The organism is Pseudomonas sp. 1121_17 (assembly GCF_052850745.1).
Window position 1 is genome coordinate 137,531 of record NZ_VXCX01000001.1, and the last position, 16,370, is coordinate 153,900.

Consider the following 16,370-nt stretch of genomic DNA (forward strand, 5'->3'; position numbering starts at 1 on the left):
GAATAATTAACGTTGGCGGGTATCAAGCCAATATCGCATTGACAAGAGATGGCATTCAGACTTCATGATATTTTTTGTCATTCTGTTGATATTGATTTCGTTCCTAGCGTTCAGGAACAAGAGAATTATCTGCCCTTCCAATGTGGTGTTCGGCAATTACTTTCTCTACTTGGTGTTTCCGGCGACGCTGTTCTATTTCCTCGAGTGGATCTCCTGGGAGTATGTCTTGCCTTGGGGGAAGATGAACGACTGGGCAGGGGTGTCGCAGGAGGCAATCCTGGCCTACCTCTACGTGTTTACGTTGTTCTTCTACCTCACCCGCGGGATGGAGGTGCTGATTGATCGCGCCGAACAGCCCGACATCATCCGCGAGCACCGTGCGCGGCCCGCCGCTTTGTGGGTCTGCGCGCTCCTGCTGTTGGTGGGCTGCGTGTACTTCTTCCAGGTGACGGGGGGCATAGACGCCTGGACAAGTAATTACAGCGAAACCTACCTGTCGAAAAAGAAGGGCTACGGGCTGCTCAATTTCTTCCTCATCATGTGGTCGAATTTCCTGGCGTTCTGGGTGGGCTTCTACTGCCGCACCGCACAGCGTCGCAGCCTCTTGCTGCTGCTCTTCGTGCTGCTGGTGCTGACCTGCTGCGCCTTTGTCCAAGGGGTGAAGAGCCGGATCTTCATGTTCGGCATCTTCTTCAGCCTGCCGTGGTTGGCGCTGGCGCGCTTGAGCCTGAAGCAGGGTGTTTGCCTGTTTCTGGGGTTCATGGTGCTGTTTTCAGGGGCGATGTATGTTCGTTCGAACGGGTTTTACAGTACCCCGGAAATGCTCCTGGAGTACTTTCTGACCTACTTCAACACGATCTTCCTGCACGACATGATTCTGCAGGACATGCAGCCTGACTATTTGTTGACCATGGGCTACCCGGTCAATAAATGGCTGTCCTTCATTGGCGTGTCCTCACCTGATTACCTGCACGACATCAGTCGCTGGCTGACCGCAATGTATTTTCCTTCGCAGTGGTTCGATGAGTCGGCGACCCAGCAATGGCCGATCGAGACCGAGCTGTACCTGAACTACGGCGAGTACGTGTTCTGGGTGGTGCCCATTGCCTTGTACGCGGTCTTTATCTGTACCCTGTACGCCTTGCGTTTCAGGGGTGGGCCGGTCTTCTTGTTTATCTGCATGTCAGAGCTGTTCATGTTTCTGAGCATGTTCCGTGGCAGCATGCTGCAGTGGATTATCCTTTTCAATGTGCTGTTCTATCTGATGCTGCTGCTCGGGCAGCGTTTGATGTTCCCGCGTGTCAAGCCGTTGCCGAGGGCCGGTGAACAGGCTGTCGAAACGCTCGGGAATGGGCAAGGTGCGGCGTGATCAGACTCATTAACGTCGGGCTGCGTGGTGTTACGCTGCTCAGCAAGTTTCTCCTGGTTTTTTTTCTGGCGCGCTTCCTGCCGGCCGAGGAAGTCGGCCTGTACGGGCTGCTGGCGGCATCGATCGGTTATGGCATTTATGTCGTCGGCTTTGAGTTCTATACCTTCGCCAACCGCGAGATGATCGGTGCACCGCGTGAGCGTTGGTTGGGTATTCTGCGTGATCAGTGCGTCGTCTATGGATTCATGTACCTGCTGTGCCTGCCGATTATCGTAGTGGTATTCTTCCAGGGTTGGCTGCCGTGGTCCTACCTGCCCGTTTTCATCGTGCTGCTGCTTGTCGAGCATGTCGCTCAGGAGGCTAACCGGATACTGGTGGCCGCCTCGCGGCAGCTGCTGGCCAGCATCGTGTTGTTCGTGCGCAGCGGGATGTGGTGCTTGGTGGTGATTGCCTGCATGTGGTTCGACCCACTGTTCAGGAACCTGCAATTCACCGTCTCCAGCTGGTTGCTGTCGTGCCTGCTCGCGTGTGGCATCGCCGGCTATTATCTGGCCCAGCTGGGTGATATCCGAGGGTTGCAGCCCATCGACTGGCAGTGGGTGCTTCGCGGTCTGTGGGTGGCAGCGCCGTTTCTGGTGGCCAGCCTGGCCATTCGAGGCATCTACACGTTCGACCGGTATTGGGTCGAGCACCTGGCCAACCTTGAAGTGCTGGGCGCCTATACCTTGTATGTGGGCATGGCGACCGCGATCCTGTCCTTTCTGGATGCGGGTGTGGTGGTGTTCTTCATGCCGCGGCTGATTCAGGCGGCCAAGCACGCACAGCGTTCGGAGTTTCGTCAAGCCATGCGCTCGCTGACCGTAAATGTGGTCGCGGTGGTGCTGGTGCTCTCGCTGGGTTGCTGGGTCGCCAGTTTATTCATTCCTGGCTGGTTGGCGTCGCCGGTCTATAAAGACAATGTGGCGATGTTGTACTGGTTATTGCTGGGCAGCGCGTTTTTTGGGGTAAGCACGATCCCGCATCTGGGGCTCTATGCGCTGGGGCATGATCGCCACCTGATGTATTCGCAAGTATTTGGCCTGATGGTGTTTATCGGCGCGGCTTATCTGCTGGGTTCGGTCGGTGGCGCAGTGGCCATTGCCTGGGCGATGGCTGCTGCCTTCCTGGCCATGTTGATCTGGAAAAGCGTGGTTTACTTCAATGTCGTGAGGGGTTTGCAATGACACTGGGGTGGGATACATGCCGCACGCTGTGGTGCGATACAAAGGTGTGCGCGTGAATAGAAGTGAACACAAGATCATCGCTGAGTACCTGCTGGCTACTCAGAATGAAATAGCGATCGATCAGAGCATGTATGCGCTGTGCGGGCTGTCGCCTAAGGATTTTGGCTTTGCGCCTAGGCCTAGCAAACTGGTGGCTTATGCGCGTTATCGCGTGCTGCTGCACATGCTCATGGTGCTGCTGCGCACGGCCTGGCGCTGGGGTGGGGCACGGCTATTGTTCCGCGCGCAGTGCAAGCGCCTGCGCGCGCAACTGCCACGCCAGGCAGGGGCCGTCGGCGGCGGTTTCGATGCCTTCGCGCTGGGTTTTTCTGCAAGGGCTGCGCAGTTGATCACCGCGCAATTGATCGGCGACAGGTTTTGCTGGGTAACCCTGCCCTGGGTCCCGGTTCAGCTCGGCGATCAGCCTGCGATGGCGATCACGGATTTGCTGGATCAGGCCGACCTTGAGAAGGCGCTCGGCTATGCGATCGCAGCGTCGCGGAAGCTCAACACCTCGGCCAAGACCGCACGTTGGGGGCTGCAGAGTTATACGGCGTTTCGTTGGTTCTGCGTCCGCTTGGCGTTAGAGAAGCTGCACGCTAAAACCCTGTTGATCGCCGAACACTACGACCGCTGGGCAATTTTGGCCGATCGGGTGATGTGGGCGGCACGTGCGCGAGATGCGCGCACTGCACTGGGCATCGTGCTAGTGCAGCACGGTGCGCTGGAGGCATTGGGGGACAGTGGGGCGGACCCGCCACGACGTTTGCCTGTGGAGCTGGCTTGCCGTTTACGCAGCGTTGAAACACTGTATGCGTTTGATCAAGGCTCTGTCGCTATTATTCGCGACGCGGTACTTTCGCCGTTGTGCCGACTGGCCCCGGATGCGGTCCGGCTTTACAGTCCGGTCATACACTTGAGGCAGATGCAAACTAACCATCCGTTACGGCTGTTGTTTGTCGGACATCCGGTCTGCGAAACATTGCATGTGCATATCATAGAGGCGTTGGGTGAGGGTATTTCTAGTTATTACAAGCCGCACCCCGCTAATCCGAGTAGTGCCCGCGTTAATTCAGCGAGTTGGACGGTCATCCATGATAAGACGATATTTCCCGAAGTGGACTTACTTATTTCCTACCCGTCGACCCTGGTAAAGGAGTACGAGGGGGTGAACATACCTGCTATCATCCACCCTTTGAACATGCCTCCAGCGGACGCAGGCGATTTGATCGAATCGATCAAGCGAGCAGTTGAGCTTCTCGCGCGCCAGAAAGAGGTTCACACGAAACATTAAGATTGGCCGGGGCGCATCTATTTATGGGCTATAAAATCTGTTCACGCTGCATCATGGACACCTCCGATCCGCACATCAGCTTCAATGAGGCGGGTCTGTGCGAGTACTGTCAGAATTTTGACGGCGTGATTGTGCCCAACTGGCACACCGATGCGCGCGGCGAAGCGGAACTCATGCGCTTGGCCGAGTTGATCAAGAAAGACGGCAAAGACCGCGAGTTTGATTGCATTATCGGCCTCAGCGGTGGCCTCGACAGTTCGTACGTCAGTTATATCGCAAAAGAAAAGATGGGCCTGCGCCCATTGCTCTTCCATGTCGATGCGGGTTGGAATACCGATCAGGCAGTCGGCAACATTGAAAAACTGGTCGATGGCCTCGGCGCAGAACTGTATACCGAGGTTATTAATTGGGAAGAAATGAAGGACTTGCAAGTCGCCTTCCTCAAGTCGCAAATCTCCGACCAGGACCTGCCGCAGGACGCCGCATTCTTTTCCGGGCTGTACAAGTTCGCCCGCGCGCACAAGATCAAGTATGTACTGACTGGTGGTAACTTTTCTACCGAGTGCTGCCGCGAGCCTGAAGAATGGGGCGGTTATCCCGGTATCGACAAGCGTTTGTTCAAAGATATCCACGGGCGTTTCGGCCGTCGCGTGCTGAAGTCGTTCCCGCTGGTCGATATTCTCAAATATAAACTCTATTACCGTTATGTACTGGGCATGCAAGTGGTCAAGCCACTGAACCTGGTGCCGTTCGTGAAGCAGGACGCCGAGCAGACCTTGAATCGCCTGTACGGTTGGCTGCCGTTCCAGCACAAGCACCATGAGTCGCGCTTCACGCGCTTCTACGAAGACTACTGGATGCCCAGGAAATTCGGCTATGAAAAGCGCCGTGCGCACTTCTCCAGCCTGATCATGACCGGACAGATGGCCCGCGAACAGGCGCTTCAGCGTATTGCCCAGCCCGAAATGAGCGAGCAGTTCCTGTCTACCGAGTTCGAGTACGTCGCCAACAAGCTCGACCTCTCTGTCGACGAGTTGCGCGGGATCTTCGAAGGCACTAACAAGACCTTCCGCGACTACAAGAACAAGCGGTTCATGATCGGTATTGGCGCGCGTATCATGAGTGCCCTGGGCCTGGAAAGAAGGCTGTTCAGATGATCACCATTATTGATTACGGCCTCGGCAATCTTCAGGCGTTCGTCAACGTCTACAAGCGCCTGCACATCCCGGTCAGGGTGGCGAGCAGCGTCGAGGCCCTGAGCGGTGCCGAAAAACTGATTCTGCCCGGGGTCGGCGCCTTCGATCATGCCATGCAGCGCTTCAGCGATTCGGGTATGCGCGACACCGTTGAACAGTTGGTTCACCGCGACAGTGTGCCGGTGCTGGGGATCTGTGTTGGTATGCAGATGCTTGCCAATGGCAGTGACGAGGGCGTGTTGCCTGGCTTGGGCTGGGTACCTGGCAAGGTGCGCTCATTCCGCTCCGTGGCCGGCCTGGAAACCATCGCGATGCCGCACATGGGCTGGAACGACGTAGCGCCTGTCGGCGATTGCCCGTTGTTCAAGGGCTTTGAGCACGACGCCCGCTTTTACTTCCTGCATTCGTTCTATTTTGAATGTGCGCAAGACCAGCACGTGGTCGCGCGATCCGAGTACGGTCTCGACTTTGGCTGCGCGGTGGCGGCAAACAACGTCTACGGTGTGCAGTTCCACCCGGAGAAAAGCCACCACTTTGGCGTCGGCCTCCTGAAAAACTTCGCGGAAATCTGAGATGCTGAGACCTCGTATCATCCCCTGCCTGCTCATTCAGGATGGTGGGCTCGTCAAGACCGTGCGCTTCAAGGACCCCAAGTACGTCGGGGACCCGATCAACGCGGTGAAAATCTTCAACGAGAAAGAAGCCGACGAACTGATCGTCCTCGACATCGATGCCACGGCGCACGGCCGTGAGCCGGACTACAAGAGGATCGCCAACCTCGCCGTCGAGTGCCGCATGCCGCTGTGTTACGGCGGGGGTATCCGTACCCCTGAACAGGCGCGTGCGATCATTGCCCTGGGGGTCGAGAAGGTCGCGATCAGTGCTGCTGCACTTGAAGACCCGAGCCTGGTCACGCGGATCGCCGAAGAAATCGGCAGCCAGAGCGTGGTGGTGGTGCTCGACCACAAGCACCGCATGCTGAGCAAGCAGCAGGACGTCTGGACCCACAACGGCACCCGCAACACCAAGCGCAACGTGCTCGATGTCGCCCGGCAGATGGAAGCCGCCGGTGCGGGCGAAATCGTCATCAACTCGATTGATCACGATGGCCGGATGAAAGGCTACGATGTTGCATTGGCCACCCAATTGCGTGAGGCCGTGAGCATTCCGGTGACGATTCTGGGTGGCGGTGGGTCACTCGAAGACATGCGCAGCCTGGTATCGGCCTGCGGCGTGGTGGGTATATCTGCGGGTAGCTTCTTTGTCTTCAAGGGCAGCTACCGCGCTGTATTGATCAGTTATCCAAGCGCCAGGCAGAAGGACGAAGTGGTCTTCTCAGCTTTGCAGCCCCGGTAGCGCCGGGCCGCCCGCATTCAATTCAGGAATCATTATGTTCAGCGGAAAAAAACTTCTCATTTCAGGTGGCACCGGTTCGTTTGGCAACGCGGTGCTCAAGCGTTTTCTGGACACGGACATCGCCGAGATCCGCATCTTCAGCCGGGATGAGAAGAAACAGGACGACATGCGCAAGCGGTACGCCAACAGCAAGCTGAAGTTCTACATTGGCGATGTGCGTGACTACCAGAGCGTGCTGAATGCTACGCGGGGCGTGGACTATATCTTCCATGCCGCGGCCCTCAAGCAGGTCCCGTCCTGTGAGTTCCACCCGATGGAAGCGGTGAAAACCAACGTCATTGGCACCGAGAACCTGCTCGAAGCGGCGATCCAGAACGAAGTGCGCCGGATCGTGTGCCTGAGCACCGACAAGGCCGTCTATCCGATCAATGCCATGGGTATCTCAAAGGCCATGATGGAAAAGGTCATGGTGGCCAAGGCGCGCAACGTCGATGAAACCAAGACCGTCATCTGCGGCACCCGCTATGGCAATGTCATGGCTTCGCGCGGCTCGGTGATCCCGTTGTTCGTCGAGCAGATCCTCAAGGGCCAGCCCTTGTCCATCACCGACCCGAACATGACGCGCTTCATGATGACCCTGGCCGATGCCGTCGACTTGGTGCTGTATGCCTTCGAGCACGGCAACAATGGCGACCTGTTCGTGCAGAAGGCGCCTGCTGCGACCGTCGAAACCCTGGCCAAGGCACTGTGTGGCCTGCTGGGTAAGCCGGAGCATCCGGTGCAAGTGATCGGCACCCGCCACGGTGAGAAACTCTACGAGGCGCTGTTGAGCCGTGAAGAGCTGGTCTGCTCCGAAGACATGGGCGACTACTACCGCGTGCCGCCAGACCTGCGCGACCTCAACTACAGCAAGTATGTGGAGCAGGGCGAGGAGCGGCTGTCGCACACCGAAGACTACAACTCACACAACACCCAACGGCTGGATGTCGAGGGCATGCAGCAACTGCTGCTCAAACTCGACTTCATCCGCGCCATCCAGCGCGGTGAGCACGCGACGCCCGAGGAGTGACCATGAATGTCCTGATTACCGGCATCAACGGCTTCATCGGCCAGAACCTGCTGAGCGTATTGCGCGAGCGCAAGGATGTGCAGGTCTTGCAGTGCGCGCGCGACGACCTGGCGGGGCTGCAGGCGCGCGTCGCCGAGGCTGACTGCATCTTCCATCTGGCCGGGGTAAACCGTCCGGAGCATCCTGATGAGTTCGTCGCGGGCAACAGCGACTTCACCCGGGCGTTGTGTGCAGCGCTCGAGCGCAGCGGCAAACAGATCCCGGTGGTCTACAGCTCGTCGATCCAGGCCGATCAGGGCAACCCCTATGGCGCCAGCAAGCGCGCCGCCGAAGACGCCTTGCGCGCGGTTGCGGCGCAGCAGGCGATCGAGTTGCATGTGTTGCGCCTGCCCAATGTGTTCGGCAAATGGGCGCGACCCGACTACAACTCGGCGGTCGCGACGTTCTGCCACAACATCGCACGCGACCTGCCGATCCAGGTCAATGACCCCAACGCGCCCCTGCAACTGGTCTACATCGACGATGTGATCAGCCACTGCCTAGCCATCATGGACGGCACTAGCGTCGCCCCTGGCAGCCAGGTCGAACCGGTGTACAGCACCACCGTCGGGGCGCTGGCCGACCACCTGCGTGCGTTCAAGGCCAGCCGCGACAGCCTGATCACCGAGCGCGTGGGCACCGGCCTGGTGCGGGCACTGTACTCGACCTACCTCAGCTACCTGCCGCCTGCGGCGTTCGACTATGAAGTGCCTGGCTACACTGACCCGCGCGGGACCTTTGTCGAAATGTTGAAAACCCCCGATGCCGGGCAGTTTTCTTATTTTACGGCCCACCCAGGGGTTACCCGAGGCGGGCATTACCACCACACCAAGACTGAGAAATTCCTGGTCATCAAAGGGCAGGCTAATTTCCGTTTCCGCCATGTCATGACGGGCGAATTCCACGAACTGAAGACCTCCGGCGAGCGCCCGGTGATCGTGGAGACCGTACCGGGTTGGACCCACGATATTACCAATATCGGCAATGACGAGATGATCGTGATGCTGTGGGCGAACGAGATCTTTGACCGTGAGCGCCCCGACACTTATTCGCTGCCCTTGTAGCCCTGGGCAACAAGGGCGCATGCCGTGAGGTTGAAATGAAAAAACTGAAAATCGTTACCGTTGTCGGCACCCGTCCCGAGATCATCCGCCTGTCCCGAGTGATGAGCGCGCTCGACGAATATTGCGACCATGTGCTGGTGCATACCGGGCAGAACTACGACTACGAGTTGAACGAGATCTTCTTCGAAGACCTCGGCATCCGTAAGCCCGACCACTTTCTCAACGCCGCCGGGGCCAGCGGTGCAGAAACCATCGGTAACGTGATCATCGCGGTTGACCGTGTCCTGGCCGAGATCCAGCCAGAAGCATTGCTGGTACTGGGCGACACCAACAGCTGCATGGCGGTCATCCCGGCCAAGCGCCGCAAGATCCCCACCTTCCACATGGAAGCCGGTAACCGTTGCTTCGACATGCGCGTGCCCGAGGAAATCAACCGGCGCATCGTCGACCACACCGCCGACATGAACCTCACCTACAGCACCATCGCGCGTGACTACTTGCTGCGTGAAGGCTTACCGCCAGACCGCATCATCAAGACCGGCAGCCCGATGTTCGAAGTGCTGAACTTCTACCGTCCGGGCATCGACGCGTCGGACGTGCTCGAGCGCCTGGGCCTCACCCCCCAAGGCTTCTTCGTGGTCAGCGCGCACCGTGAAGAGAACATCGACTCGGACACCAACTTCCTCAAGCTGGTTGAGGTGCTGAACAGCGTCGCCGAGCAGTTCAACCTGCCGATCATCGTCTCCACCCATCCGCGCACACAAAAGCGCGTGGACGCGCTGGGCGTGCGTTTCCACGCCAATGTGCGGCTGCTCAAGCCATTGGGTTTCAAGGACTACAACAAGCTGCAGGTCGAAGCCAAGGCGGTGTTGTCCGACAGCGGCACGATCAGCGAAGAAGCCTCGATCCTGAACTTCCCGGCGCTGAACATCCGCGAAGCGCATGAGCGCCCAGAGGGCATGGAAGAAACCGCCGCCATGATGGTCGGGCTGGATATCGAGCGAGTCCTGCAGGGCCTAGCGATTTTGCAGGGGCAGGGGCGTGGCGAGGTGCGTGACATGCGCCAGGTCGATGACTACAGCATGCCCAATGTGTCGGAAAAGGTGGTGCGGATCGTGCACAGCTACACCGACTACGTGAACCGCACGGTATGGAAGCGGTACTGACTGGATGCAAGGCATGCCTGACAAAAAGCTGCGGATCTTGGTGGTGAGCCAGTATTTCTGGCCGGAGAACATGAGGATTAATGACCTCGTGCGTGACCTCAGGGAAAAAGGCCACGAGGTCACCGTACTCTCGGGTGTGCCCAACTACCCGGAGGGCGCTGTTTACCAGGACTACCTGCGTGATCCGAGCGCCTATGCCTCGTACCACGGGGCCGACGTCGTGCGGGTACCGATGCGCGCGCGTGGCAAGCGCAGCCTGACGCTGATGCTCAACTACGCGACGTTCTTTCTCAGCGCCGCGTCGATCGGTGCCTTCAAGCTGCGCGGGCGGCAGTTCGATGCGCTGTTCGTGTATGCGGTGTCGCCGATCATGGCAGCGATCCCGGCCGTGGTGATCGGGCGCCTCAAGCGGGCCCCGGTGTTCGTCTGGGTGCTCGACCTGTGGCCGGAGACCCTGCGTGCGGTCGGTGTGCTCAAGCACCCGCGGTTGCTCGCGCTGGTCGGGCGCATGGTGTCGTGGATCTACAACCGCACCGATTACCTGTTGTTGCAGTCGCACGGCTTCATCGACAACGTCAAAGGCTATTGCACCCGGCCAATTGCGGCCGAGCGGTTGGTGTACTTCCCGAGTTGGGCCGAGGACGAATTCTCGGCACCGGTCGCCAGCAGTACGCTGGTTACGCCTGCCCCTGAGGTGTTTACCGTGGTGTTCGCCGGCAACCTCGGCGAAGCCCAGGACTTCCCGGCGGTACTCGATGCGGCGCAGGCGCTGCGGGGCAAGGCGGCGGTGCGCTGGATCATCGTCGGTGACGGGCGCATGAGTGAATGGCTCGGCGCGCAGGTCAGCCAGCGCGGGCTGGACAACGTGCATCTGCTGGGGCGCCATCCGCTGGAAGCCATGCCAGCCCTGTTTGCCGCGGCGGACGCACTGCTGGTGTCGCTTAAAACCAATGATGTGTTCGAAAAGACCATCCCCGGCAAGGTCCAGGCGTACCTGGCGTCGGGGCGTCCGCTGTTGGGCATGATCAACGGTGAGGCGGCGCGGGTCATTCGTGAGTCGGGCGCGGGTCTGGCCTGCGACTCGAGCGATGCGCCGGGGTTGGCCGGGATCGTTGCGCAGCTGGCTGAGGCATCTGCCCCGCAACGCGCCGAGATGGGCGCAGCCGGGCGCCGTTACTACCTTGAACACTACTCGAAGCCTAGACTGATGGAGCGACTGGAATCTCTCTTTCGGAGCGCGACGCTACGTAATGGAGGCAAATGATGTCGCAACGCATTTTATTGACCGGTGCATCCGGGTTTGTCGGCGCGGCGGTCATGCAGTGCCTGCTGGACCGTGGTCATCAGGTCGTAGCCGCCCTGCGTCAGGTGCCGCAAACCCTCGACCCGCGGGCCGAGGTCTTTCACTTCGCCCAGCTGGATGGCGAAACCCCCTGGCAAGCAGGATTGGCGGGGGTGCACACGGTCATCCATTCGGCGGCGCGCGTGCATGTTATGAACGATACCGAAGCGGATCCACTGGCGGCGTTTCGCCGGGTCAACGTCGATGCGACCTTGAACCTGGCCAGGCAAGCAGTGGCGGCCGGTGTTCGCCGCTTGGTGTTCATCAGCTCGATCAAGGTCAATGGCGAAGGCACAGCCAAAGCCAGACCCTATGCGGCGGACGACAAGCCCGCGCCTTGCGACCCCTACGGTATTTCCAAGCAGGAAGCCGAAGACGGCTTGCGCAAGTTTGCCAGGGAAACCGGGCTGGAAGTGGTGATCGTTCGCCCCGTGCTGGTCTACGGCCCAGGAGTAAAAGCCAACTTCCTGGCCATGATGCGCTGGCTCGACAAGGGTGTCCCGCTGCCGTTCGGCGCTATCGACAACCGCCGCAGCCTGGTCGCCTTGGGCAACCTGGCAGATCTGGTGGCGACGTGCGCCGAGCACCCGGCGGCGGCCAACCAGACCTTCCTGGTCAGTGATGGCGAAGACCTCTCCACCACCGCATTGTTGCAACGCATGGCGTCGGCACTTGGCCGCCCAGCGCGCCTGCTGCCAGTGCCGGGTGTCCTGCTGCAATGGACGGCGACAGCGCTGGGCAAAAAAGCCTTGTCGCATCGGTTGTGTGGCTCGCTGCAGGTGGATATTGGCAAGACCCGCTCTTTGTTGGGCTGGACGCCCCCGTTGAGCATCGATGAGGCACTGTTGTTGGCTGCCCGTGATTACCAGGAAAAAACAAATAAATGAATCTGTCGTGGCTGGTTCCGATGGTGGTCCTGGCGTCATTCGCCATGACTTGGTTGCTGCGCCGTTATGCGCTGGCGCGAAGCATCATGGACATCCCCAACGCACGCAGCTCGCATGCGGTGCCCACCCCGCGCGGGGGCGGCGTGGCTATTGTCCTGGCGTTTCTTGCAGCACTCGCGGGCATGGCTCTGCTGGGCGCCGTTAGCATCGAAGCGCTCCTGGCGCTGGGTGGTGCGACTGCCTTGATCGCCGTCATCGGCTTTATGGACGACCATGGTCACATCGCTGCACGTTGGCGTTTGGTTGGCCATTTCGGCGCCGCGATCTGGGCGTTGTTCTGGTTGGGTGGCGTGCCCCCCATCGAAGTGTTGGGGGTCGAGCTGCACCTGGCCTGGTTCGGCGCGGTGTTGGGGGCGTTCTATCTGGTGTGGCTGCTCAACCTCTACAACTTCATGGACGGCATCGATGGGATTGCCAGCGTCGAGGCGATCTGTGTCTGCCTGGGCGCCTGCCTGCTGTATGCCCTTAGCGGGCATGAGCAATTGATCGCCCTGCCGTTGCTACTAGCGGGCGCGGTGCTCGGCTTTCTGTGCTGGAACTTCCCACCCGCGCGGATCTTCATGGGCGATGCCGGTAGTGGCTTCCTCGGCATTGCCCTTGGGGTGCTGTCGTTGCAGGCCGCTTGGGTGTCATTCGACTTGTTCTGGTGCTGGCTTATCCTGCTTGGAGTATTCATTGTCGACGCGACGTTCACCTTGATCAAACGGCTGATCCGTGGCGACAAAGTCTATGAAGCCCATCGCAGCCATGCTTATCAATTCGCCTCACGCCTGTACGGGCGGCATCTTCCGGTGACCCTGGCTGTGCTAGCGCTGAATGTGTTGTGGCTGCTGCCAGTTGCCCTGTGCGTCATGTTGTTGGGGCTGGACGGCGCGGTTGGCGTGGTCCTGGCATATATTCCGTTGATTGTCCTGGCCGTACGCTATCGTGCGGGTACATTGGAGTTGGCCAGCACCAACTGATCGTTCGGTCGATCGTCAGGTTGATCTGATTGCGGGCAATGCAGTTTTGGATGGAGCGTTCGAAAGGGTTATGAATAGTGTGCGGACATACCTGCTGAAACTACCCCGAAGGTACAAGCGGCTGCTGCAGGTTGCGACCGACATCGTCCTGGTATGGGTGGCGTTGTGGCTGGCCTTCCTGGTGCGTCTGGGCATCGAAGAGATGGCCAACCCGGTCATGGACCATCTGTGGCTGTTCGGTGCGGCGCCGGTGGTGGCGATCCCATTGTTCATCCGCTTCGGCATGTACCGTGCGGTGATGCGCTACTTCGGCAACGACGCGCTGATCGCCATTATCAAGGCTGTCAGCCTGTCGGCGCTGATCCTTGGCCTAGTGGTGTACTGGTACAGCAATCATCAACACGTAGTGCCGCGTTCGATCATTTTTAACTACTGGTGGTTGAGCATGGTCCTGGTCGGCGGCCTGCGCCTTGCCATGCGCCAGTACTTCCTCGGCGACTGGTTCAGCGCGGTTCAGCACGTGCCGTTCACTAACCGTGACGACGGCCTGCCACGGGTCGCGATCTATGGTGCAGGCTCGGCTGGCAATCAGTTGGTGGCTGCCTTGCGCCTGGGCAAAGTGATGCGCCCAGTGGCGTTTATCGACGATGATGAAAGCATTGTCGACCGGGTGATTTCCGGCCTGCAGGTCTACAGCCCTCAGAGCCTGCAAGACATGATCGAAGCGACCGGGACCCAGGAAATTCTGCTGGCGATACCCTCGGCGACGCGCGCTCGCCGCCGGGAGATTCTGGGCCTGCTCGAAAGCTATCCGCTGCATATCCGCAGTATTCCGGGTTTCATGGATCTGGCCAGTGGCCGAGTCAAGGTCGATGACATCCAGGAGGTCGACATCGCCGACCTGCTGGGGCGTGATGCCGTGCCGGCGCAGGCCGACCTGCTCCAGCGCTGTATTCTCGACCAAGCGGTGATGGTGACCGGTGCCGGTGGTTCGATCGGCTCGGAGCTGTGCCGGCAGATAATCGAATTACGTCCGCGCACCTTGCTGCTGTTCGAGCACAGCGAATTCAACCTGTACAGCATCCTCTCTGAGTTGGAGCAGCGCATACACCGCGGGGCGTTGTCGATCAACCTGGTGCCGATTCTCGGTTCGGTGCGCAATCAGCAGCAGATGACCGACATCATGCGCACTTGGCGGGTCAATACGGTGTATCACGCCGCAGCCTACAAGCATGTGCCTATGGTCGAGCACAACATTGCCGAAGGCTTGATCAACAACGTGCTGGGCACCCTGCGCACCGCGCAGGCGGCGTTGCAGACAGGCGTCGCCAACTTCGTGCTGATTTCCACCGACAAGGCGGTGCGCCCGACCAATGTCATGGGCAGCACCAAACGGCTGGCGGAGATGACCCTGCAGGCGTTGAGCCAGGAGACTGCCCCGGTCCTGTTCGGCGACACCGGCAATGTCTCGCAGGTCAACAAGACCCGCTTCACGATGGTCCGCTTCGGCAATGTGCTGGGGTCGTCGGGCTCTGTCATTCCGTTGTTCCACAAGCAGATCAAGCTGGGTGGGCCGCTGACGGTCACTCATCCGAAGATCACCCGCTACTTCATGACGATCCCCGAGGCTGCACAGTTGGTGATCCAGGCCGGCTCGATGGGGCAGGGCGGCGATGTGTTCGTGCTGGACATGGGCGAGCCAGTGCGGATTGTCGAGCTGGCGGAAAAGATGATTCACCTGTCCGGCTTCAGCATTCGTTCCGAGCGCAACCCGCAGGGCGACATTGCCATCGAGTTCACCGGCTTGCGCCCAGGCGAGAAGCTGTATGAAGAGTTGCTGATTGGGGACAAGGTCGACGCTACGCGTCATCCGATGATCATGAGTGCCAACGAGGATTGCCTGCCGTGGGAGCTGCTCAAGACCCGTGTCGATGATCTGCTGGCCGCGATTGCCATCGATGATTACGCGCGCGTGCGGCAACTGCTGCGCGAAACCGTATCTGGTTACGTGCCGGAAGGGGAGATCGTCGACTGGATCTATCAGCAGCGGCGGCTGGAGCCTTGATCAGAGGTTGGTCCTGGGTCATTACCCTCTAGAAGGGGCTTGCCCTTGCCCTATAACGGCGGTGTCTGAATCAATCCAATCTCGGGGCAAGTCGAATCGGCGCACCGATGCGACTTGCCCCGAGATTGCGTTGTTCCAGACATGAACCTCGCCTGCATGGGCAATGCCGTCAGGTCGGAGTCGTGCGGACTCCAACGCGGCGTACCCAGTCGAGCATGCGTTCCGAGACAGCCTTGTGATGCCGCTCGGTGGCGTACGCGATCAGGAACGCCACGAGGTTTGCCAGCAGCATTGCCACGATGAAGCCTGCGGTTGAGCTGCCCAGGGCCTGCTGTATCCAATAAAGTAGGCTGTAGTGCGTCAAGAAGAGCGTAAAGCTGAACCCCGCCAACGAGGCCCAGCGCGCTTTGCGCATGCTGCTCACGGCAGCGCTGTTGCCATTCAGCCGTGCTGCCAGCAGCACCAGGCCCGCCGCCATCAACAGCCCGGGCAGCAGGTTATAGGCCTGTTTGCTATACAGGTAGATTGCCGCCGCAGCCGCAAAAAGGAGCCATGTCCACACTGCCGGGAGGCGTCGAAGGGTCAGGCGATCAAAGTAATACGCCCCCAGTGCGCCGGCAAACCAGATGATCTCCAGGTGGCCCGCTTCGCCCTTGGCGTTCTCCCAGAAGGTGTATTTTGCCCCCAGGAAGATGCACAGGGTGGCGAAGATCCAGTGTTTGCGGAAGAACACCAGGCCGCCGAAGAGGATGTAGATCCACCACTCGAACATCAGGCTCCAGATCGGGCGTAATGTGCCGAAGGGCATGGACGGTATCAGTAGCAAGTTGTGGAAGAAGATTTTCAGGCTGGTGTAGTTGAGCAATTCGGCTTGCGGATAAAAAAGGCCAAAGCTTTTATCGATGACGAAGACAAACAGCAGCGAGGGAATGAGCGTGGTGTAGATCCGCGAAAAGCGATCGCTGAAGTAGCGTGCCGCGTCGGCGCCCTTGTACTTGATGTTGGCCATGACGCTGCGGCAAATGAGAAACCCAGAGACCAGGAAGAAGCCCACCACAGCGATTTGTTGAGGATAGGGGGCCTGGTTGGGGAAAAAACCACCCCAGTAACCGTAGAAGAAGCCGATGCCGTGGCCCACTAATACGATCTGGGCGAGGCTGAAGCGCAGGAAATCGAAAAATGTAATACATTTTTCGCTCAAAGGTCTCATGGGTGTCAAAGCTCCAGGTGTCCGCATCG

The 16,370-nt window shown here is 59.3% G+C and carries 14 protein-coding genes; 13 read left to right on the forward strand and 1 reads right to left on the reverse strand.

The features are described 5' to 3' along the window. Nucleotides 1–64: 64 nt before the first annotated feature. From FW789_RS00635 to FW789_RS00695, 13 genes are all read left to right on the forward strand, one after another. Nucleotides 65–1,369, forward strand: a complete 1,305-nt coding sequence (locus FW789_RS00635) for a hypothetical protein (protein WP_446430745.1) — start codon at nucleotides 65–67, stop codon at nucleotides 1,367–1,369. Next, entirely contained in the window at nucleotides 1,366–2,592 is a 1,227-nt protein-coding gene (locus FW789_RS00640; protein ID WP_446430746.1) for a lipopolysaccharide biosynthesis protein, read from the forward strand. Before FW789_RS00635 ends, FW789_RS00640 begins: the two co-directional genes overlap by 4 nt. A gap of 52 nt (nucleotides 2,593–2,644) precedes the next feature. Then, on the forward strand, nucleotides 2,645–3,925 hold the full coding sequence (locus tag FW789_RS00645) for a hypothetical protein (RefSeq protein WP_446430747.1): 1,281 nt from the start codon (nucleotides 2,645–2,647) through the stop codon (nucleotides 3,923–3,925). 23 nt (nucleotides 3,926–3,948) lie between these two features. After that, nucleotides 3,949–5,082 carry an N-acetyl sugar amidotransferase gene (locus FW789_RS00650; protein ID WP_446430748.1) on the forward strand — a complete coding sequence of 378 codons (1,134 nt, stop codon included), beginning with the start codon at nucleotides 3,949–3,951 and terminating at the stop codon, nucleotides 5,080–5,082. Further along, nucleotides 5,079–5,693, forward strand: coding sequence for an imidazole glycerol phosphate synthase subunit HisH (hisH, locus tag FW789_RS00655; RefSeq protein WP_446430749.1), 615 nt, complete (start codon nucleotides 5,079–5,081; stop codon nucleotides 5,691–5,693). Before FW789_RS00650 ends, hisH begins: the two co-directional genes overlap by 4 nt. A gap of 1 nt (nucleotide 5,694) precedes the next feature. After that, nucleotides 5,695–6,477 (forward strand): AglZ/HisF2 family acetamidino modification protein, encoded by a 783-nt coding sequence (locus FW789_RS00660; protein ID WP_446430750.1) that lies wholly within the window; start codon nucleotides 5,695–5,697, stop codon nucleotides 6,475–6,477. A gap of 34 nt (nucleotides 6,478–6,511) precedes the next feature. Then, nucleotides 6,512–7,546: a polysaccharide biosynthesis protein gene (locus FW789_RS00665; RefSeq protein WP_446430751.1), complete on the forward strand. Its 1,035-nt coding sequence runs from the start codon at nucleotides 6,512–6,514 to the stop codon at nucleotides 7,544–7,546. Between the two features lie 2 nt (nucleotides 7,547–7,548). Continuing rightward, entirely contained in the window at nucleotides 7,549–8,649 is a 1,101-nt protein-coding gene (gene wbjC, locus FW789_RS00670; RefSeq protein WP_446430752.1) for a UDP-2-acetamido-2,6-beta-L-arabino-hexul-4-ose reductase, read from the forward strand. A 35-nt stretch (nucleotides 8,650–8,684) separates the two neighbouring features. After that, nucleotides 8,685–9,815: a non-hydrolyzing UDP-N-acetylglucosamine 2-epimerase gene (wecB, locus tag FW789_RS00675; protein ID WP_446430753.1), complete on the forward strand. Its 1,131-nt coding sequence runs from the start codon at nucleotides 8,685–8,687 to the stop codon at nucleotides 9,813–9,815. Between the two features lie 13 nt (nucleotides 9,816–9,828). Next, complete coding sequence (locus tag FW789_RS00680) at nucleotides 9,829–11,079, forward strand: glycosyltransferase family 4 protein (RefSeq protein ID WP_446430754.1); 1,251 nt, start codon at nucleotides 9,829–9,831, stop codon at nucleotides 11,077–11,079. Next, the gene (locus tag FW789_RS00685) at nucleotides 11,079–12,044 is read left to right on the forward strand and encodes a UDP-glucose 4-epimerase family protein (protein ID WP_446430755.1); all 966 of its coding nucleotides are present in this window, start codon (nucleotides 11,079–11,081) and stop codon (nucleotides 12,042–12,044) included. The genes FW789_RS00680 and FW789_RS00685 overlap by 1 nt, the downstream gene beginning before the upstream one ends. Then, on the forward strand, nucleotides 12,041–13,066 hold the full coding sequence (locus FW789_RS00690; RefSeq protein ID WP_446430756.1) for an MraY family glycosyltransferase: 1,026 nt from the start codon (nucleotides 12,041–12,043) through the stop codon (nucleotides 13,064–13,066). The genes FW789_RS00685 and FW789_RS00690 overlap by 4 nt, the downstream gene beginning before the upstream one ends. Nucleotides 13,067–13,136: 70 nt before the next feature. Next, entirely contained in the window at nucleotides 13,137–15,131 is a 1,995-nt protein-coding gene (locus tag FW789_RS00695; RefSeq protein ID WP_446430757.1) for a polysaccharide biosynthesis protein, read from the forward strand. 169 nt (nucleotides 15,132–15,300) lie between these two features. Here FW789_RS00695 and FW789_RS00700 read toward each other — a convergent pair whose 3' ends face one another. Next, on the reverse strand, nucleotides 15,301–16,341 hold the full coding sequence (locus tag FW789_RS00700) for an acyltransferase family protein (RefSeq protein WP_446430758.1): 1,041 nt from the start codon (nucleotides 16,339–16,341) through the stop codon (nucleotides 15,301–15,303). Between the last annotated feature and the right edge of the window lie 29 nt (nucleotides 16,342–16,370).